At 64.7% G+C, this 18078-nt stretch carries 18 protein-coding genes and 1 pseudogene; 4 read left to right on the top strand and 15 right to left on the bottom strand.

Features of this window, described 5'->3' with window-relative positions; translation table 11 throughout:
• A pseudogene (locus tag A3A5_RS40710) lies at positions 1 to 261 on the top strand (ISAzo13 family transposase); the annotation flags it as partial.
• Here the strand turns inward: A3A5_RS40710 and A3A5_RS0102660 are convergent.
• From A3A5_RS0102660 to A3A5_RS0102610, 11 genes are all read right to left on the bottom strand, one after another.
• Entirely contained in the window at positions 231 to 1121 is an 891-nt protein-coding gene (locus A3A5_RS0102660; protein WP_035811759.1) for an EamA family transporter, read from the bottom strand. The pseudogene A3A5_RS40710 and the gene A3A5_RS0102660 overlap by 31 nt on opposite strands.
• Positions 1122 to 1338: 217 nt before the next feature.
• Positions 1339 to 1524, bottom strand: coding sequence for a hypothetical protein (locus A3A5_RS0102655; protein ID WP_018309118.1), 186 nt, complete (start codon positions 1522 to 1524; stop codon positions 1339 to 1341).
• A 357-nt stretch (positions 1525 to 1881) separates the two neighbouring features.
• The gene (gene scpA / locus A3A5_RS37570) at positions 1882 to 3981 is read right to left on the bottom strand and encodes a methylmalonyl-CoA mutase (RefSeq protein WP_051108473.1); all 2100 of its coding nucleotides are present in this window, start codon (positions 3979 to 3981) and stop codon (positions 1882 to 1884) included.
• On the bottom strand, positions 3978 to 4817 hold the full coding sequence (locus tag A3A5_RS0102645) for a Pnap_2097 family protein (protein ID WP_026200379.1): 840 nt from the start codon (positions 4815 to 4817) through the stop codon (positions 3978 to 3980). Before A3A5_RS0102645 ends, scpA begins: the two co-directional genes overlap by 4 nt.
• Before the next feature lies 1 nt (position 4818).
• Entirely contained in the window at positions 4819 to 6102 is a 1284-nt protein-coding gene (locus A3A5_RS0102640) for an MSMEG_0569 family flavin-dependent oxidoreductase (protein ID WP_018309115.1), read from the bottom strand.
• A 57-nt stretch (positions 6103 to 6159) separates the two neighbouring features.
• Positions 6160 to 6447, bottom strand: coding sequence for an MSMEG_0570 family nitrogen starvation response protein (locus A3A5_RS0102635; protein ID WP_018309114.1), 288 nt, complete (start codon positions 6445 to 6447; stop codon positions 6160 to 6162).
• 3 nt (positions 6448 to 6450) lie between these two features.
• On the bottom strand, positions 6451 to 7464 hold the full coding sequence (locus A3A5_RS0102630; RefSeq protein WP_018309113.1) for a sll0787 family AIR synthase-like protein: 1014 nt from the start codon (positions 7462 to 7464) through the stop codon (positions 6451 to 6453).
• On the bottom strand, positions 7461 to 8024 hold the full coding sequence (locus A3A5_RS0102625; protein WP_026200378.1) for an MSMEG_0567/Sll0786 family nitrogen starvation N-acetyltransferase: 564 nt from the start codon (positions 8022 to 8024) through the stop codon (positions 7461 to 7463). The genes A3A5_RS0102630 and A3A5_RS0102625 overlap by 4 nt, the downstream gene beginning before the upstream one ends.
• Positions 8021 to 9100, bottom strand: a complete 1080-nt coding sequence (locus A3A5_RS0102620; RefSeq protein ID WP_026200377.1) for an MSMEG_0568 family radical SAM protein — start codon at positions 9098 to 9100, stop codon at positions 8021 to 8023. The genes A3A5_RS0102625 and A3A5_RS0102620 overlap by 4 nt, the downstream gene beginning before the upstream one ends.
• On the bottom strand, positions 9093 to 10109 hold the full coding sequence (locus A3A5_RS0102615; RefSeq protein ID WP_018309110.1) for a Nit6803 family nitrilase: 1017 nt from the start codon (positions 10107 to 10109) through the stop codon (positions 9093 to 9095). The genes A3A5_RS0102620 and A3A5_RS0102615 overlap by 8 nt, the downstream gene beginning before the upstream one ends.
• 20 nt (positions 10110 to 10129) lie before the next feature.
• Positions 10130 to 10612: an MSMEG_0572/Sll0783 family nitrogen starvation response protein gene (locus A3A5_RS0102610; protein WP_018309109.1), complete on the bottom strand. Its 483-nt coding sequence runs from the start codon at positions 10610 to 10612 to the stop codon at positions 10130 to 10132.
• A gap of 383 nt (positions 10613 to 10995) precedes the next feature.
• Between A3A5_RS0102610 and A3A5_RS0102605 the strand changes: the two genes are divergently transcribed.
• On the top strand, positions 10996 to 12387 hold the full coding sequence (locus A3A5_RS0102605; RefSeq protein ID WP_018309108.1) for a PLP-dependent aminotransferase family protein: 1392 nt from the start codon (positions 10996 to 10998) through the stop codon (positions 12385 to 12387).
• A gap of 126 nt (positions 12388 to 12513) precedes the next feature.
• On the opposite strand, the gene A3A5_RS42975 is transcribed toward A3A5_RS0102605, so the two are convergent.
• The 4 genes from A3A5_RS42975 to A3A5_RS0102585 all read right to left on the bottom strand — a co-directional run bounded on the left by A3A5_RS42975 (position 12514) and on the right by A3A5_RS0102585 (position 16056).
• On the bottom strand, positions 12514 to 12750 hold the full coding sequence (locus tag A3A5_RS42975) for a hypothetical protein (protein ID WP_157637119.1): 237 nt from the start codon (positions 12748 to 12750) through the stop codon (positions 12514 to 12516).
• Between the two features lie 126 nt (positions 12751 to 12876).
• Positions 12877 to 14004: an alkene reductase gene (locus tag A3A5_RS0102595; protein WP_026200376.1), complete on the bottom strand. Its 1128-nt coding sequence runs from the start codon at positions 14002 to 14004 to the stop codon at positions 12877 to 12879.
• A gap of 520 nt (positions 14005 to 14524) precedes the next feature.
• Positions 14525 to 15448: a LysR family transcriptional regulator gene (locus A3A5_RS0102590; RefSeq protein WP_018309105.1), complete on the bottom strand. Its 924-nt coding sequence runs from the start codon at positions 15446 to 15448 to the stop codon at positions 14525 to 14527.
• Between the two features lie 26 nt (positions 15449 to 15474).
• Positions 15475 to 16056: a TetR/AcrR family transcriptional regulator gene (locus tag A3A5_RS0102585; RefSeq protein ID WP_018309104.1), complete on the bottom strand. Its 582-nt coding sequence runs from the start codon at positions 16054 to 16056 to the stop codon at positions 15475 to 15477.
• A 319-nt stretch (positions 16057 to 16375) separates the two neighbouring features.
• On the opposite strand from A3A5_RS0102585, the gene A3A5_RS0102580 reads away from it, so the two are divergent.
• Both A3A5_RS0102580 and A3A5_RS0102575 read left to right on the top strand, forming a co-directional pair.
• Positions 16376 to 16855 (top strand): VOC family protein, encoded by a 480-nt coding sequence (locus A3A5_RS0102580; protein WP_018309103.1) that lies wholly within the window; start codon positions 16376 to 16378, stop codon positions 16853 to 16855.
• Positions 16852 to 18075 carry an FAD binding domain-containing protein gene (locus A3A5_RS0102575; RefSeq protein WP_018309102.1) on the top strand — a complete coding sequence of 408 codons (1224 nt, stop codon included), beginning with the start codon at positions 16852 to 16854 and terminating at the stop codon, positions 18073 to 18075. The genes A3A5_RS0102580 and A3A5_RS0102575 overlap by 4 nt, the downstream gene beginning before the upstream one ends.
• Positions 18076 to 18078: the final 3 nt, after the last annotated feature.

The following is an 18078-nucleotide window of genomic DNA, read 5'->3' as shown; positions in this document are numbered from 1 at the left end:
CATAATCCGATCGAGCACCGCGTGTTTCCACACATTACGCGAGCCTGTGCTGGCGTAGTCTTCAGCAGCGTTAGTCTGGTTCGTGAACTGATCGAAAAAGCCTGCACAAAAACCGGACTGAAAGTTACTGCTGACATTCTTGACGGAGTCTATGAAGCCGGACGGACAGTCACTCGTTGCGTCCGTGCTTCACTGAACATCGAGTACGACTCAACCTTGCCTGCGTGGAACTACAGCATCCGCTCACGGAACGCCGCATAGCGGGAAGTTATTTCGAGCACGTTCCTAAGCACGGCCAGCGCCACCAGGATCAGCATCACCGCACCCAGCGTCTGCGGGGCGATCTGCTCGCCGCCCAGCCACGCACCCATCGCCAGCGCCACCGGCGGGTTCACATAGACATAGCTGGCCGACAACGTCTGGCTGACCGTGGACACCAGGTACATATAGGCAGAGAACGCCACCAGCGACCCCGCCACCACCAGATAGACCCAGGCCCAGCCGGCCTGCGCGCTGACCGATGCCGGCCACGGCTCCTGCCGCAGCGCCGACAGCACCATCAGCACCGCGCCGCCGATCAGCATCTCAGCGGCAAATGCCGCGGCGCCCTGGGGCAGCTCCAGCCGGCGCGCCAGCTGCGAGCCGAACGACCAGCTCGCCACTGCCAGCATCAGCGCCACCACGCCCCCGGTACTGACACGGAATTCCGCCCCCGCGGTCAGCACCAGGATGCCCAGGCTGCCGATCGCGATCGCCACGTACTCATACCATTTCGGCCCGTTGCCGAAGCAGGCACTCCAGATCAGCGCGAAGATCGGCATCGACCCGATCATCACCGTGGTGGCACCGGAAGAAATCGTCTGCTCGGCAATCGCCGTCAAACCCATGCCGCCCACCAGGAGGAACAGCGCCGGCACCGCGCAGTTGCGCAACAGCCGCCACGACGGCATCGGCGTGCCCCGCCATGCCAGCCAGGCGGCCAGCAGCAAGCCCGCGCACAGGAAGCGCGTGCCCATCATGAACAGCGGCGGAAAGCTCTCCAGCGTAAAGCGGATCGCCAGGTAGGTCGTGCCCCAGACCACATAGGTGATCAGCAGGCACAGCAGGACAAGCGGGGGCATGGTCGGGAAAGCGTATTGCGAAGGCATCCACGATAGCCCCCCGCCTCGTCCCGGCCAAACGAAAAGGTCTGGCAAGCCTTGCGAAAGTTATTCACAAAGCACGCAAAAAGCCATGGGCAAAACAAAACCGGCCGCGTCTGCCCGGGCGGGCGCACGTATGGCCGGTTCTACCACGCAGCCCGCAACGGGCGGCAACCACTATGCTGCAAACAGCACTTCAGCCGTTGGCGTAGACCACCTTGGCCTTGCGGGCCTGGCTCTGCAGGCCCTCGATCGCGCGCTGGACGAAGGCGATGGCGCGCTTCACGTCGTGGGCGAAGCCCAGGCTTTGCGTACCGAGTTCACGGTCGATCAGTTCGCGTTCGAGTTGGTCAGTCAGCTTGATATCGGATTGGGTGTTCATGGCGTCCTTCCTTTCGGGATTACCCTTATGGGGTTTTCCCTGATTGTAGCAAAGGAATTGTCGCAATGCAGCATTAGGTGAAAGTACGTATGTGGGAAAGCAACGGCATGTCCGCAAACGCAACCATAAAGTGGCAGTAAGGGCACGTTATGCTTGTTGGCAAGTTTGGACACGTCATTGCGCAATCGAAGCTAAATTTGATTTCGCTGGTCGTGTGCAGGCAGGACTACCTGACAGTCAGGACGGCAGAAAAGCCAGGGGCAACGCGTCTTGCGTCAGGGCCGCGAAAGCGGGCTTGGCACCCGCACATCGGAGATCTGGCGTCCGCAATATAGCGGTGTGGTGTCCCACGGATCCCTAATCGGCCGCAACCTGATGCATCCCGACACCTTGATCCTTTGGCGTCAGCACCATCACGATCTTTGTGACGATTTGCTCTTGCGGCGTCCCTGGCCCATAGATGCCGCGGACGCCTGCCAGCTCCAGGGCGCGCCGGTGCGCCGCTGGAATAATCCCGCCGACAAATACCGGCACGGCATCCCCGCGCTGCCGAAGGGCCTCGAACAACTCAGACACATAGGCAAGGTGCGCTCCGCCAAGCGTCGAGATGCCGATGGCGTCGAAGTCGTCATCGCGAGCTTGCGCCGCAACGGCCCCGGCCGACTGGAACAACGGCGTCAGCCTGACCTGGAAGCCGGCATCGCTCAACGCGGCGGCGACCGCCTTCGCGCCGCGATCGTGCCCGTCCTGCCCAAGCTTCGCCACCAGGATGCGCGGTGCGCGCCCGAGCGTCGTACGCAGCCACCTGACACGGTCGCAAGCCGCCGCCCAGTTCGCATTCCCGGCGCGGGCAGCGCCGTAGTGCGCCTTGTCATAGGCCAGTTGCGCAGCGTAGCGCGGCCAGACCTCAAGCAAGGCACGCGTGCATTCGCCAACCGTCGCCCGGCAGCGCATGGCGTCGATGGCGCAGGCCAGCAAGTTCCTGTCACCGCCGCGCGCGGCTTGTGCCAGTGCACCCAGGGCCTGCCTGACTGCAGGCTCGTCCCGCTTTGCACGCAACGTCGCCAACCGATTCGCCTGCTCGGCGCGGACGCGGCTGCCATCGACTTCCAGGCACACTGGCGGCGCTTCGTCGTCGTCCTGGAAACGATTGACGCCGACCACGACCTCGTCTCCGGCATCGATCCGCGCCTGCATCCGCAGGGCATTCCGGTGAATGCGCTGCTGGACCCAGCCGGATTCCAGTGCCGCGAGCACGCCCCCTTGCGCATCGATCTCGCCGAGGATAGACCAAACGGCGTCGACCATGCCCCCCGTCAACGATTCGACCAGATAGGAGCCTGCCCAAGGATCCGCCACGTCACACAGGTCAAACTCATGCTGGAGGATCAATTGCGTGTCGCGCGCGATCCGCGCCGCCTGCGCGCCCGGCAGCGCCAAGGCCTCGTCGAACCCGTTGGTATGCAGCGATTGCGTGCCGCCGAAAATCGCCGCCATGCCTTCGATCGTGGTACGGGCAATATTGTTGTGGGGCGACTGTGCCGCCAGTGTCCACCCGGAGGTCTGGCAGTGCATCCGCATCGCCGTGGCACGGGCAGTCGTGCCGCCCCTTTCGCGGACGATGTCGTGCCACAGCAGCCGGGCAGCGCGCAGCTTGGCGATCTCCATGTAGAACTGCTTGCCGACGCCGAAGAAAAAACTGAGGCCGCCACAGAAGGCGTCGACATCGAGGCCCCGGGCGCGCAGCGCATCGACATAGGTCCGCGCGTTAGCCAGCGTCAGCGCGAGTTCCAGCGGCGGGTCTGCCCCGGCTTCCTGGAAGTGGTAGCCCGATACCGACATGCCGTGGAACTTCGGGGCGTGCGTGGACAGCCATTCGACCACGTCCGTGGCGATCCGCAACGACGGCTCAGGGGCATGGATCCACGTATTGCGGACCATGAACTCCTTCAGGATGTCGTTCTGGATGGTGCCGCGCAGCCGGTCGTACGGCACGCCGGCTTCCTCCGCCGCGACCAGGAAGGCCGCCAGGACGGGCAGCACCGCCCCGCTCATCGTCATCGACACCGAAACCTGCTCTAGTGGTATGCCGTCGAACAAGCGACGCATATCGTCAGCCGAGTCGATGGCCACGCCAGCCATGCCGACGTCGGCCGCCACCTCGGGCTCGTCAGAATCATAGCCGCGATGAGTTGGCAGGTCGAACGCAACGGACAGGCCCTGTGCCCCTTGCATCAGGGATTGCCGATACGCCAGGTTCGACGTTGCGGCGTCGCCATACCCTGCATACTGCCGTATCGTCCACGGGCGTTGCCGGTACATGCCCGGGTAAGGCCCGCGCACAAAGGGTGCCTCGCCAGGCATGCCGCCGAGATGACTCAGACCGGCAAGGTCGTCCGGGCCATACACGGGTTTCAGGCCCGCCCCGACGCGCTGCTCGTCCCATTCCGGATTCATCGTTGCCTCGCGCGCTTGCGGGTCACGACATCCGCGATCTTCTCGCCGTCGGCAGCGCGCCGGATTTCACACCAGTGCGCCAGCCCCGTCTCGTCTTCGCGCAGGGCCGAGAAGGACAGTTCCAGGACCTCGCCAACATTGATGTTACCGTGGAAAAACAGGTCACGCTCAAACACGGTCGGGGGATCCGCATGGCCGCGCCATTGCCATTCGGCCCGATCAACCATCGCCTGGAAGCTGGCGAAATACAGGAGGTCGGCACCATTGAAGTCGTTGTATGGGCACGGCAGGTAGCTGACAGCGTGACACGCGCGATCCTGCTCTTGCCGCAGGCCGAGGTGGATGCCCCACTCACCGCCACGGAAGTGCCTGGCAGCCTGCGACAGGCTCGTGGCCTCCCCCGATGGCCCGACATCGGTCCAGTTCGCGGCCACCGTCGGCATCGCGCGCACGACGGAGCGATTGTCCCGCTCGCGCGCCCGTCGGATAAAGGTGGAGAGCATCGTCACGGTGGCGCGACGTGCTCCATCCGGTGATGCCACCACATGCCTGCTGAGGCGCTTTACGCCGCCTGCAGGCACCATGTGAGAGTCCAGCGTGAATTCGCCATGCTCCCGGATCCTGTCTAACGCCGCATCGCGTACGCGCACGGCGGTGAAGGCCGCATAGACAGGATTGCCCTCGCGGTCACGGAAGTCCGGCACGGCCAGGCCGGCACCCGCAGCCAGCTGGCGCCAGTGCAGGTCACCGCAGGTCTTCAGCAGCCAGCTTTCCGACAGGCCGGTGTAGGCCAGTTGCGGCATGCCGGCGATATGGTGCGAGCGAACGGCTTTCATCTCATGCGGCCAGTGCGGTGTCGCACCCGTACGCTGCAATCAGGCTGGCCAGGTACTCCGCGTCGCGCGCGACGCCCGAGAAGCGTCCTGACCCCCACGTGTGCAGCCACGGCAGGCCCAGGAAGTACAGGCCGGCTTGAGCGGTCACGCCGCGCTCGTGGCCCGGATAGCCGCGGCCGTTGAAGACCGGGACCTCCAGCCAGTTGAAGTCGGGCCGAAACCCGATGCACCAGATGATGGTGCTGACGCCGGTTGCCTGTGGATCGAGTGCGGTGCGTTCCGCCTCCGGCACCCATACCGGCTCATAGACACTGCCCGGCGGCGCCTCGATGCCCCGTTCGGCGATGAACTTGTCGATACTCGCGTTGATGCGGTTGTAAGTCGCGTCGGCATCGTCAAGGCTCTGGCGCAGGTCCGGCGCAAAATGCAACTGCCCGTCGCGGTAGTCTTCCAGCACGCCGTACAGCTCCATGCCTTCGGTGGCAAACCTGCGCAGGTCGATATCGCGCCCGCCATCGCGGCCGGTCACATAGTGGTTGGTGTTGTCGCGCACGCCCTCGCGCAGAGGATGCTCGGTGACGGGCAAGTCGTAGTACTTCATGTCGGCAAGCCAGTCGACCACATCGCGGCCGCGATAAAAGCGCGCGCAGCGCGGCGCTTCCCCAACCGCGAGAACCACCTTGCGCCCGGCCAGATGCAGGTCTTCGGCGATCTGCGCACCCGACTGTCCGGATCCCACCACCAGCACAGCGCCTTCCGGCAGGTCCTGCGGGCACCGGTAATCCGCGGATTGGATCTGGCGGATCGAAGCCGGCAGTCGCTCGGCCATGCGCGGCACGATCGGCGTGTGGTAGCCACCGGAAGCAACGACCACCTGGTCGGCGCTGAATGCGCCCCGGCTCGTCGCGACCAGATAACCGCCCTGCGGCCTCGGCTTGACGCTCAGTACGGCGGTATATTCGAGCACCGGCGCTGCCACGGCCGCGATAAAGCCATCCAGGTAGGCAATGATCTCGTCCTTCTTCATGAATCCGTGCGGATCGTCGCCGCGGTACGGATACCCTGGCAGCGCGCATTGCCAGTTCGGCGTGACCAGGCAGAATGCGTCCCAGCGCTGTGTGCGCCAGGTATGGGTAAGCGTATGCTTCTCCAGGATCAGGTGTTCGATCCCGGCCTGCTTCAGGTAGTAGCTGACGGACAGGCCGGCCTGGCCGCCGCCCACCACGATCACCGGGACGTGACGGGGCTCGGCGTTGACGGGCGTATCGATGCTGTTGCTAGTCATGGCATGGTTTCCTTGATGCGAATGTCGTTCGGTCACGGCGTCGGCCGTGATTACTTGCTAGCGGCCGAAGCCGATCACATGCACGGTAGCGCCAGGCCACTCGTGGAATCTTGCTGCGTCTTCCTCGATCACCTGCAGCTGATCCATGGCAGATGAGCAGGCATAGCCGTACTTCATACGTACGCGCTCAGAAGCCTGGCCCAACGCAAGGCGAGCGAGGTGGACGAACTCCGCTAACGAATAGGTGCGGCCGGCGTCGAGATGCTCGGTCACGACCGATGACGGCGAATAGCAGAGCGCTTCGCTCTGGTCTGGCCAGCGAATGCGAAAAGGCGTGACGGGCATGGCTTAATCTCCTTGCATGGCAAGTGAACCTGCGCAAGCATCGGCCCGCGCTGGCAGGATGAAGGTTGCGTCGCCGAAGTCCCATAGCAACGCCGACTCCCCACGGTGGGCAATCGACACGCGCGAGGTATTGTCGAACCTGCCGATGGACGCGCACGTGATGTCCCGCGCCTGGAAGCGTGCGATGACTTCCTGCACATCGCGCTCATCCACGGCGAGCAGGAACCCATAGCTGGGGAAGGCGCTCAGCCAACGGAGCAGAGGCACATCCGGCGGCGTCGGCACGGCGTCGAGGTCGATGCGCCCACCGATGCGGGAGCACTCCATCAGCATCAACGCCGTGCCCGCAACCCCGGCCATGCTGATGTCCTTGGCGGCCGCGCACAAACCGGCTTCGGCGAGCGCGGGAAGGATCTCCAGGTCGGCGCGCAGGCGTTCGCCTGGCGCACTGGTGGACGCATTCCAGTAGGGATAGGGCTCTTCAAAGGCGCCACGCAGGTCCACGGCCATCAACAGGTGCTGGCCTGGGCGCGCCGCGAAGCTTGACAGCAGCCGGCGTGCGCGGCCAAGGATGGCCACTGCCAGCTGCTCGCCATCACTTCTGGCATTGCTGTGGCCGCCGACGACCGGCACGCCATAGGCGGCCGATGCGGCAGCCATGCCTCGGATCACTTCCGCGGCACCGTCTATGCCGTCGCTCCAGATGGCATCGACCACCGCCAGCGGCCGGCCGCCCATCGCATAGATATCGCTGACATTCACCATTACCGCGCTGTACCCGGCAAACCACGGCATGGCGCGCAGGAACTCGCCGACCATGCCTTCGATCGCGAACAGCAGATGTCCGGCACCGTCCGCAAGCGCGGCACAGTCATCGCCCAGCACGATGCCGCGGTCTTCGGCACTTTGCCCGGCCGGCAGCGCATGCTTCAATACCGACAGCATGCCCGCAATATCGGTCTTGTGGCCGAAGCCGCGGCCAGCCCTCAGCGCCGTTGCCAGTTCCGCCGCGTTCATGGCGCACTCCTCTCCTCAATTACCAGTCCGGCCAAAGGCGTGTGGCAAGGCGGATAGTGGTTCAGGTCAGCCACCATCAGGTGATGGGGCCGGCCCAGCAGCACTTCCTCCTGCAACGTGGTCCAGTGCAGGCGCCGAAACAGCGGCACGTTCTGGCTCTGCACATGCGCCAGGAAGCGCCGGCAGCCGATCGCGTGGGCACTGCTGACTGCCAGGCGGATCAGGGTCGCGCCGATGCGCCCCTGCCGGCGGTACGGTGCGGCGACCGCCAGCCGCGAGCCGTACCAGACGCCCGATTCGCTTTCGTGGATACGTACGGTGCCGACCACCTCGCCTTGCCCAGGCAACTGGTCCGGATCGGTCTTGAGCGCGACCAGCAACTGCGCCACATCGTCGATGACATCACGGTCGTCATCGGCAAAAAGCTGCTGCTCTTCGCAGAACACCGCGCGGCGCAACGCGTGAGCCTGTTCCGTCTCCTGGCGCGTATCGGCCCAGCGGATCCGGTACACAGGGATCTCCGGGATCGCCGGAACTTCGACACAAAGATCGCGGCTCATGACGGCACCCCTTCATACGCGGACAGCGACGAGCACGCCCCGCACTTGCCGCAGCCGGCCTTGATGTCGGCCGACCGCATGCCTGCCGCCGATACCATCTGGCCCAGCGGCGCCAGGATGTCGCGCATGAACGCCGGCGTAGGCGCGGGGTGGTCTTCCAGCGGGGTACCGGAGATCGGCACGAACGGCACCACGAAGGGATAGACGCCCATGTCCACGAGCCGGCGCGACATGGCGAGAATGGCGTCGGCCGTGTCGCCCAGCCCGGCGAGGATATAGGTGCTGACCTGTCCGCGTCCGAACACGCCCACGGCAGCCTCGAACGCGTCCATGTAGCGCGACAGCGGCACCGATGCCTTGCCGGGCATGATGCGTTCGCGCACGGCAGGTGTGACCACTTCGAGATGCATGCCGAGGCTGTCGATACCCGCGGCGCGCATTCGCGCGAACCAGCGGTCGTCATCGGGCGGCTCGCACTGGGCCTGGATCGGAAGGTCGACCGCGGCGCGGATCGCGAACGCACTGTCGCAGAGGATGCCGGCCCCGCGGTCAGGTGTCGGCGGCGTGCCGGTAGTGAGCACCATGTGTTTGACGCCGTCGAGCAGCACCGCGGCGCGCGCGACTTCGGCAAGCTGCTCCGGCGTCTTCCTGGCAATGGTGCGGCCAGCCGCCAGTGACTGCCCGATCGCGCAGAACTTGCAGGTCTTGCGCCGGCTCTCGTAGCGGATGCAGGTCTGCAAGACCGTCGTGGCCAGCACGTCGGCGCCATGCAGCGTCGCGATCTGCGCATAGGGAATGCCGTCCAGCGTCTGCAAGCCATAGAAGCGCGGCGCTTTCGGGAAGCTGATGTCGGCGATCGGAATGGCGCCCCGCTTCAGCGCGCTGCGGCCGCTGCCATCTGGCGCCGAGGCGACGAACGGCGAGTGCCAGGCCGTGCTGGTATGCACCGGCACCATGATGGTCACGCCATCGATGGTCACCGCCTTGTGGTCGGACGGCCCGGCGCCGCCGCGCCGGCTTGCAGCGCCGGCCTGCGGGTCCTCAAGTCGCAGTCCGACCGACTGCAGTTCAGTCATCAACTGCCGGCTCGAGGCCGACATCGTCTCGCTGGGATGCATGATCCGGGCTCCGATAGAGAGGAAGCGGAAACTCGCTCATCGCCGACACCGTGGCCGCCGGCCTGTCGTTGATGGCGAGGCTGAGCAATTCGGGGCGTGCGTAGTGACCGACCGAGTCCATCATGCGCTTGCGCTTGGTGATGAGCCCCATGTCCAGGTCGGCGACCACCATCCCTTCACCTTCGCGCAGCGGCGGCGCGAGATGCTGGCCTTCCGGCGAGATGATCGCCGTGTTGCAACCGCCGCGCAGCGCCTTCTGCAGCGCTGGGTCGGTCGTCACGGATGCGATCTGGGCGTCGGTGAGCCAGCCCGTCGCGTTGACCACGAAGCAGCCGGCTTCCAGCGCGTGATGGCGGATCGTCGCCTCGATCTGGTCGGCGAAGACCGGACCGACGAGCGAGCCGGGGAACTGGCTGCAGTGGATCTCTTCATGCTGGGTCATCAATGCGTAGCGCGCGAGCGGGTTGTAATGCTCCCAGCACGCAAGCGCGCCGACGCGGCCGAGCGCGGTCTGCGCCACCTTGAGGCCCGCCGCATCGCCCTGCCCCCAGATCATGCGTTCGTGGAAGGTCGGGGTCAGCTTGCGCCGCTTGACGGCGAGGCGTCCCTCGGTATCGAAGATCAGTTGGGTGTTGTACAGGCTGCCGTGGTCGCGCTCGTTGACGCCGAGCACGACCACCATGCCGTGCAGCCTCGCCCGTTCTGCGACAGCGAGGGTCACCGGGCCGGGTATCGTCACGGCCTGCTCGTACAGGCGCAGATGATCGCTTCCGGATTGCACCGGCGGGCGGACGAATGAGAAGTACGGGTAGTACGGCACGAACGTCTCGGGAAAGACGATCAGCTGCACCCCGTCGCGCGCGGCCTTGTCGATGGCCTCGACAACCTTGGCAAGCGTCCCTTCACCGGATTCGAGGTCCGGCGAGATCTGGACGGCGGCCGCGCGGACAATGCGTTTCTGTGACATGGCGATACCCCTGCGCTGGATCAGACGGTCCAGGTGTCGATGATCAGTGCGTTCTCCTTGCGGTGGAGCAGCTTCAGGTCCAGCACGTCGAGCGGATTGATCGGGCGGATGCCCTCGACCAGCGACGCTTCGCCATGACCGTAGAGGGCCTGCAGCGCGAAGCGGCAGGCATAGACCTTGCCGCCCTCGTCCATGAACTTGCGCAGTTGCTTATTGACGTTCAGGTGGCCGGCGAACGCTTCGTCGCCAAGGCGCGGGAACCCGCGCTGCAGGCCAAGGGTGACACCGGGGCCGTACAGCAGGATGCTGGTGTCGAACCCCTTGCGCTGCAACCGCGTGGCCTGCAGCAGGTTGACGAAGCCGATCGATCCCTCGAAGGCCACGGTATGGAAGGTCACCAGCGCCTTCTCTCCGGGTTCCGCCTTGACGTCCTCGAACACCTTTTCTTCGAAATCGACCAGGAAGTCGCCATCTTTGTGGGCAGGTTGGTTGACTGCGGGCATGCTTTGCTCCAGTGGGTTGCGGTTGGCGGTGCGGCGCCATCCGCCACACCTGTCCGGCGCTGTCGCCGACGGTCCTGGTTGTGCAACCGATATGCCACCGACCGGGCTCAGCCCACCGATCAATTGCCGATCAAGCAGTCGCCGTGCGATCGATCGCATCATTGATCGCATGGCGTGAATGACTTTATCGCAGCGCAAACGACGGCTTGCCGCCCCGAGCGAGTGCACCAGAATCGTGTAGAAAGCCGCCGCAAAGCGCATTGAGATGGTGCGCCCCTGCCGTCGGCGCACCATCATGCATCCGTTCCGATGCAATCAATCTGGCATGAGACATGCATTCAATGCCTCGGCACCGCACCGGCGCACACCGCATGGAGAAACTCTTGTCCGGCCTGACCAGTCATTGGGCGAAGCGCATTGCAGACAGCCCGAAACCCGCTTACCTGATCATTCCCGACCTGATCGAGGAGGCACTTGCGGACGGGCGCCTGCAGGCGCGTGACCGCCTGCCCGGGCTGCGCGACCTGGCCGATGCGCTGGATCTGAACTATTCCACTGTCGCACGTGCGTATGGCGAGGCACGCAAGCGCGGCCTGATCGATGCGAAGGCCGGCAGCGGCACCTATGTGCGTGGCCGGGCCCCCGCGCTGCCGCTGCGCGGGGGCACCAGCGCCGAAATGACCATGAACATGCCGCCGGAGCCCCTCGCGCTTGCCGCCAGGCTGCGCGAGTCGTCGGCAGCGTTGCTCGCCGCGACGGATCCATACATGCTGCTGCGCTACCAGAATTTCGGCGGCACCCCGGCCGACCGTGCGGCCGTGACGGGCTGGCTGCGCCGGCTCGTGCCGAAGGCCACCGGCGATACGCTGCTCATCTGCCCGGGCATGCACAGCGCATTGGTCGCCCTGTTGTCGCAACTGGCGAGGGCCGGGCAAACCCTTTGCGTGGAGCCACTGGCCTATCCCGGGATCAAGGCCATCGCCGCACAGTTGGGCGTCCCGCTGCAGGCACTGCCAAGTGACGAGGATGGCATGATCGGCAGCGCCTTCGAGCGTTTCTGTCAGGTGCACAAGCCCGCCGCTCTGTACTGCAACCCCACTATCCAGAATCCGGGCACACGCACGATGCCCCAGGCACGCCGCGAGATCCTGGCTGACATTGCGCTACGCTATAACGTACCGATTATCGAGGACGATGCCTATGGCATGCTGCCCCGGCGCACGCCGGACGCTTTTGCCACGCTGGCCCCTGAACTGACGTACTACATCACCGGCTTGTCGAAATGCTTCGGCGCCGGGCTGCGCACCGCGTTTGTCCATGCGCCCTCGGCGAGGCAAAGCCAGCGCCTGGCAGGCACGTTGCGCGCCACGACCGTGATGGCGAGCCCATTCACTAACCTGCTGGCCACGACCTGGATCAAGGATGGCACGGCCGACGAGATGCTCGCAGCAGTGCGCCAGGAGAATGCCGCACGCCAGGCCATCGCCGCGCGCGTGCTGGCCGGCCACCAGTACGCGGCCGATCCGGACGGCTTTCATCTCTGGTTGCCGCTGGACGCTGGCAATGCCTGGCGCCCGTCCGAACTGGCCTTGCATCTGCGTTCGCGCGGAATCGGCGCCGTGTCGAGCGCGGCCTTCTCGACGGACGGCAACCCGCCCGATGCGATCCGTCTTTGCCTTGGCGGGCCCGGGGAGCGTGACGAGATCGAGGAGTCGATGCAGATCGTCGCGGATACGCTGGACGATCCGCACCATCTGCATTCGGCCATGCTGTAGTCCAGGTCATCAGGCAGTTCTGCAAGCGCCTGGCGAAGCCGCAAGGCCGCCTGGCGAAAGGCAGGCAGAATGAGACTGGCCTTATGTGGCGATAGGGCCAGGCAACTTGGATCAGCAAGTAGCCACTCATCGCCGCAAAGCTGGAAGCACAGCGGTACCAAGTTCTTCCACGACCTCCAGCAGAGGCCGCGGACCGGGCCCGAGTTGCAGCATGGCGTGGGCGACACCATTGGTCTCCAGTCGTTTCAGGTAGTCGATCAACGCCCGGCGGCCACTTCGCAAGCCCAGTTCGATGGGTTCAGCCTCGGTCGAAGGGTTATCGACCAGATCCAGGTGTATGGACTGGACAAACGGCTTTGGCATACCGGGGGACCGTTCGCGTAGCGCGGTTTGCCAGAGGCCAATGCGACCTTGCTGGCGCGCTTCCTCTCTGTGGTAAGTCGCCCATGCGTCCTTATGGCTCGGCCGTTCACAGGCGAGTCGGTGACCTCACGCTGCTTGATCCTGGCTCAACACGGGATAATCCACATAGCCCTGTGCGCCGCCGCCGAAGAAGGCCGCGGCGTCGGGCGTATTCAGCGGATAATTGCCGCGCAGGCGTTCCGGCAGGTCCGGGTTGCCAATGAACGGGCGACCGAACGCAATGATGTCGGCCCGGCCATCCGCGATGGCACGTTCGGCGCTTTCACCGTCATAGCCGCCTGCCAGCATCAGCACGCCCTGATAAGTCTTGCGCAATTGCCGGATGATCGCGTCCCAGCGAGGATCGACGTGCTCGTCCCTCACCGTACCGACGATAGCGGGCTCCACGAGGTGCAGGTATGCGAGCGGCCATTCGTTGAGGCGCCCGACGATGTAGCCGAAGGTGTCTTCCGGCGTCGTATCGCCCATGCCCATGAAGCGGCCCATGGGTGTCAGGCGTACAGCCACGCGCTCGGCGCCGATCTCCGCACTGACCGCGTCAACCACCTCGAGCAGGAAGCGCGCGCGGTTCTCGATGCTGCCACCGTAGTTGTCCTGCCGATGGTTGCTGGCGGAATTGATGAACTGGTCGAGCAAGTAGCCATTGCCTGCGTGGATTTCCACGCCGTCCATCCCTGCAGCCATGGCATTGCGCGCGGCCTGGCGGTAATCCGCCACGATCTCTGCAACGCCCGCCGCCGTCAGGGCTTGCGGCACCGGAATGTCGGCCCAGATGCCATTGCCGTCCGGATCTGTCACAAACGTCTTGCCAGGTACGGGCAAGGCACTGGGCGCGACCGGCAAAGCGTTGGCGGGCTGGAACATGGGGTGCGAAACCCGGCCCACGTGCCAAAGCTGCAGGAACATCCGTCCCCCTTCTGCGTGAACGGCGTCGGCCACGGCCCGCCAGCCGGCGATCTGCGCCTCGGTATGGATGCCAGGTGTCCAGGCATAGCCCTGGCCTTGCGGCGAAATCTGGGTCGCTTCCGAGATGATCAACGCCGCCGACGCGCGCTGCCGGTAGTACGTCGTGTTCATGTCGGTGGGTATGTTGCCGGGCTGGCCCGCACGCGAACGAGTAAGCGGTGCCATCGCCACGCGATGAGGCAGGGACAGCGGGCCGACTGAGATCGGACAGAAGAGATGAGTGGTCATGGATAGACTTTCTGAAACCTGGAGGAGTGCTTTCGATCTTGTGCGCCGGGACCTCCTGTGATGGTCAGGCGGCGAACGATACGCGCGGAGTTTCGGATGTCCTCCGGGCATTTCGCCCGACAAGGGCTCCGGTGCCTTGAAGCGTAGGCAAGTCGCTCTTGGCTGAGAATGGGTTGGTAACGCAAGTCTGCGTTGCGCACGGCGCAACAGCTGGCTCGAGTCAGCCCGAGCGGCACGCAATGAGAGGGCACACTTGCCCGCCCTGCCTCACGCAAAGGCGTGCCCCCGGGCTCAGGAAGCCCTTCAGGGCCCGGCGCTTTAGATCAACTGATCTGGGAACCGAGTGTGGAGATGGATCTGATCAGACGTGGCTGCGGTCCCGCGCGGCGCGAATGCTGGTGGGGCACAGCACCGACGTGACAGGGCCTCTGGGGGAATCACTTTGGCCGAGATGCATCAACCCTGCACGCCTGGAGAATCGGCCTCGGGCGCAACCCCTCGGCATGGCGCACCAGGGCGGCTAGGCCGCGGCCGTATCCCTGCGGGTCGGGCCGGGTAACTCGCCCAGAAAATCGAGGAAGGCGGCAATCCGGCGGGAGCCGCGCTGGTTGGGCAGATACAGCGCTGTAATCGCGGAGCTGGCTCGATTGGGATTGACCGTCCAGTCATCGAACAATGACGTCAGCTCGCCGGCCCGCACGTCCTCATCGACCATCCAGTCCGGCAGCAGGCCAATGCCGCCGTCGGCGAGCGCCAGTTCGCGCAGCACCTCGGCGTTATTGCTGCGGAACCGCCCCGAGACAGGCACCTGAACCTCTTCGCCCTTGCGACCGAACGTCCAGACCGGCGGATTCGAACCATAGTTGAAACGCAGGCAGGCATGGTCGGCCAGATCCGTCGGCGACGTCGGCAATCCGTGCGCCAGCAAATAGGCAGAGCTGGCGACGACGCGTCGCCGGAAAGCGCCGATCTGGCGCGCTACGACATCGTCATACGATGCCGCACTGCCGAGCCTGATTGACAGGTCGACGCGCTCGCTGATCAGATCGACGATCTCGTCGGTCATCGTCACCTCAAGTTCCAGTTGGGGATACTTGGCCATCAGACCGCCCAGGAAGGGTGCGATGCAGCGCCGTCCAAATGCGACGGGCAATGACACGCGCAACTGACCGACCGGCGTTTCTCCCCGGTCGGCAATCAGTGAATCCGCCTCGGCTACCGCTTCGAGGATCTTGCGCGCCCGTTGGTAGTAGGCCGCGCCAGCTTCAGAGACGGTCACTTGCCGGGTCGATCGGTTCAGCAGCGCGGCGCCCAGTTCCTCCTCAAGACCATCGATGGTGCGCGTGACCGAAGACGTGGCCAGGTTCAGGCGCCGGGCCGCTGCCGAAAACCCGTTGGCATCCACGGTCTCGACGAACATCTTGAGTGCCAGCAGCTTGTCCATGCACGCGTCTCCCAGGTTGCGCCGGCTCAGGTGCGCGCCTGCCGCAGCTTGCGCATGGTTGCTGGTGCACCGTTCAGGAACATATCGACCTGCTGCCGCACGGCCGCTTCAATGTCCGCCGGCACCTTCAGGCCATACACCCACTTGCGCACACCGAGATAGAAGATTGACGCATGCAGGCTCCAGATCATCTCGATCTCCGCTTCCTGCTCCGCCGCATTGCGCGGCTCGCCGATTCCGAACTCGGTCCGCACCTCGGCCAGCACCGGCAGGAAGATCCGGTTGCGCAGTTTGCTGAGGTACTTGTTGTTGATCCCTTCCCGCGTCAGGCCGGCGAAGATAAAGATCCGGATCCATTCCTCGCGCAGGATGACCGACGAGTAGTCGATATAAAAGGCCTGCAAGCGCTCGACGAGCGGTATGGAACGGTCGGCAATCTGCCGCTCCCACTCCCGGCGCCACTGAAATACCTCGTTATAGACCCGGTCGATCAGCGCTTCCTTGCTCTCGAAATAGCGGTACAGCAACGGCTGCGTCACACCGATCTGCTTGGCCAGTTCGCGTGTACTGCCCGAGAACCCGTTGCGCGTGAAGTGCTCGATCGCCATGCTGACAATCTGCTGCTCCCGCTCTTCCGGGGGCAGCCGTCTACCGGTCTTCTCGGGCGTGTCCAACCTCGCCCCCGTTTCCCCTCGTTCCATGCATCCCCCTGGCTCTGATCAGCATCTGCCTTCGTGCCTCGATTCTACCAATCAGGCGATAAATTGTAAGGCAAAGGCGGGCGCGCCGAATTTCCGCCGAGCACCGAGGAGCGCGCGGGTCCGTCTTAGGGTAAATACCCTCCTTCTGGTCCTTGGCCCTCCACCGCTTCGATTCTATTATTTATCCATCGATCATTGATCGGTTGATAATTTAACGGAGGCTTCGATGGCACTGGCCAAACTAGCACACTATTCCATCCGCACCGCAGACCTGGAGCGGTCCTGCGCATTCTACGAACGCGTCCTCGGGTTCCGGCGCGGCTACCGGCCACCCTTCGACTTTCCCGGCGCATGGCTCTATATGGGCGACGACGAGCGCGACTACGGGACGGTTCACATCATCGGCGTGGATCCGGAGAACTCGTCCGGCCTGTCTGCCTATCTGGGCGACAAGTCCCTGCCTGCAGCCGGCACCGGTACGCTCGATCACATTGCCTTCCTGGCCACGGGCGTCGAACAGATGTGGGCGACCCTGCGCGCTGAAGGCATCTCCTGGCGTGACCGCACGGTACCGAGTCTGGGTCTGCATCAGGTTTTCATCGAGGACCCTTCCGGCGTCACGATCGAGCTCAACTACCCCGCTGCCGAAGTGGCGGACCTGGCACTGCCCGCCAGTGCGCAAGCAAACATCGGAGCAACGGCATGAATACCGTATCGCACAAGCAACCGAAGGCGATCGTTGTGGGGGGATCGCTGGGCGGACTGTTTGCCGCCAACATGCTCAGCCGCAATGGCTGGGAGGTGGAGATCTTCGAGCGCACGCCGGAAGCATTGACCGGCCGCGGCGCCGGCATTGTCACACACCCGGAACTGTTCGACGCGCTCGCTGCGGCTGGCGTGGTGTTCGACGAAACCATTGGCGTGCACATCAGTGCCCGCATCACGCTCTCGCGAGAAGGCACGTCACTTGGCGATCAGCAATTGCCTCAGACCCTGACCGCCTGGGGCAAGATGTATGACGTGCTGAGCAAGGCTTTCCGTGGCACCTATCGCACCAGCATGCTGGTGACGTCCGTCGATTCGCACCTGGATCATGCCACGGTGACGCTGCAGGACGGCTCCACGCACCGAGCCGATCTGGTCATCGCCGCCGACGGCTTCCGTTCCAACGTGCGCGAACAGCTGTTGCCTTCGGCCGGCCTGGAATATGCCGGATACATTGCCTGGCGCGGCCTGGTCGACGAGACGCAGCTTTCGCCAGACACCCATGCAGCGATCTTCGACAAGTTCGCCTTCTGCCTGCCTCCGCACGAACAGATCCTCGGCTATCCGGTGGCGGGTGAGGGCAACAGCACCGAACCCGGGCAACGGCGCTACAACTTCGTCTGGTATCGCGCCACGCGCGAGGACGACGAGCTGCCCGATCTGCTGACTGATGCCAGCGGCAAGCGCTGGTCCAACGGCATCCCGCCGGGCCTGATCCGCCCAGACGTCCTCGCAGACATGGAAGGCGCGGCGACGACTTTGCTCGCACCGCAGTTTGCCGAGGTCGTCGCCAAGACCACTCAACCGCTGTTCCAGCCCATCTTCGATCTCACCGTGCCGCGCATGGCTTTCGGCCGGATTGCGCTGCTCGGCGACGCCGCGTTCGTCGCCCGCCCTCACTGCGGCATGGGTGTCACAAAGGCGGCGGGAGATGCCATGGCGCTGGTGCGTGCGCTCGCCGGACATTCGTCTGTCGAGACGGCGCTCGAGGCGTATAGCGCCGAGCGCGTGCAGTTCGGCCACGCGATTGTGGAGCACGCGCGCCACCTCGGTGCCTACATGCAGGCCCAACTCAAGAGCGACCATGATCGCGAGATGGCCGAGCGCTATCGCACCCCCGAGGCGGTCATGCGCGAGACCGCGGTATCCCGTCGCTTCTGATTC

This window comes from Cupriavidus sp. UYPR2.512 (genome assembly GCF_000379565.1).
GTDB lineage: Bacteria > Pseudomonadota > Gammaproteobacteria > Burkholderiales > Burkholderiaceae > Cupriavidus.
The sequence above is the reverse complement of the archived record's forward strand: the minus strand, read 5'-3'. Positions and strand labels throughout refer to the sequence as shown.

Excerpts from the sequence above, each read along its gene's own strand:
- A3A5_RS0102660 (WP_035811759.1), bottom strand. The coding sequence starts at position 1,121 with ATGCCCCCGCTTGTCCTGCTGTGCCTGCTGATCACCTATGTGGTCTGG.
- A3A5_RS0102655 (WP_018309118.1), bottom strand. The coding sequence starts at position 1,524 with ATGAACACCCAATCCGATATCAAGCTGACTGACCAACTCGAACGCGAA.
- scpA (WP_051108473.1), bottom strand. The coding sequence starts at position 3,981 with ATGAATCCGGAATGGGACGAGCAGCGCGTCGGGGCGGGCCTGAAACCC.
- A3A5_RS0102645 (WP_026200379.1), bottom strand. The coding sequence starts at position 4,817 with ATGAAAGCCGTTCGCTCGCACCATATCGCCGGCATGCCGCAACTGGCC.
- A3A5_RS0102640 (WP_018309115.1), bottom strand. The coding sequence starts at position 6,102 with ATGACTAGCAACAGCATCGATACGCCCGTCAACGCCGAGCCCCGTCAC.
- A3A5_RS0102635 (WP_018309114.1), bottom strand. The coding sequence starts at position 6,447 with ATGCCCGTCACGCCTTTTCGCATTCGCTGGCCAGACCAGAGCGAAGCG.
- A3A5_RS0102630 (WP_018309113.1), bottom strand. The coding sequence starts at position 7,464 with ATGAACGCGGCGGAACTGGCAACGGCGCTGAGGGCTGGCCGCGGCTTC.
- A3A5_RS0102625 (WP_026200378.1), bottom strand. The coding sequence starts at position 8,024 with ATGAGCCGCGATCTTTGTGTCGAAGTTCCGGCGATCCCGGAGATCCCT.
- A3A5_RS0102620 (WP_026200377.1), bottom strand. The coding sequence starts at position 9,100 with ATGACTGAACTGCAGTCGGTCGGACTGCGACTTGAGGACCCGCAGGCC.
- A3A5_RS0102615 (WP_018309110.1), bottom strand. The coding sequence starts at position 10,109 with ATGTCACAGAAACGCATTGTCCGCGCGGCCGCCGTCCAGATCTCGCCG.
- A3A5_RS0102610 (WP_018309109.1), bottom strand. The coding sequence starts at position 10,612 with ATGCCCGCAGTCAACCAACCTGCCCACAAAGATGGCGACTTCCTGGTC.
- A3A5_RS42975 (WP_157637119.1), bottom strand. The coding sequence starts at position 12,750 with ATGCCAAAGCCGTTTGTCCAGTCCATACACCTGGATCTGGTCGATAAC.
- A3A5_RS0102595 (WP_026200376.1), bottom strand. The coding sequence starts at position 14,004 with ATGACCACTCATCTCTTCTGTCCGATCTCAGTCGGCCCGCTGTCCCTG.
- A3A5_RS0102590 (WP_018309105.1), bottom strand. The coding sequence starts at position 15,448 with ATGGACAAGCTGCTGGCACTCAAGATGTTCGTCGAGACCGTGGATGCC.
- A3A5_RS0102585 (WP_018309104.1), bottom strand. The coding sequence starts at position 16,056 with ATGGCGATCGAGCACTTCACGCGCAACGGGTTCTCGGGCAGTACACGC.
- A3A5_RS0102580 (WP_018309103.1), top strand. The coding sequence starts at position 16,376 with ATGGCACTGGCCAAACTAGCACACTATTCCATCCGCACCGCAGACCTG.
- A3A5_RS0102575 (WP_018309102.1), top strand. The coding sequence starts at position 16,852 with ATGAATACCGTATCGCACAAGCAACCGAAGGCGATCGTTGTGGGGGGA.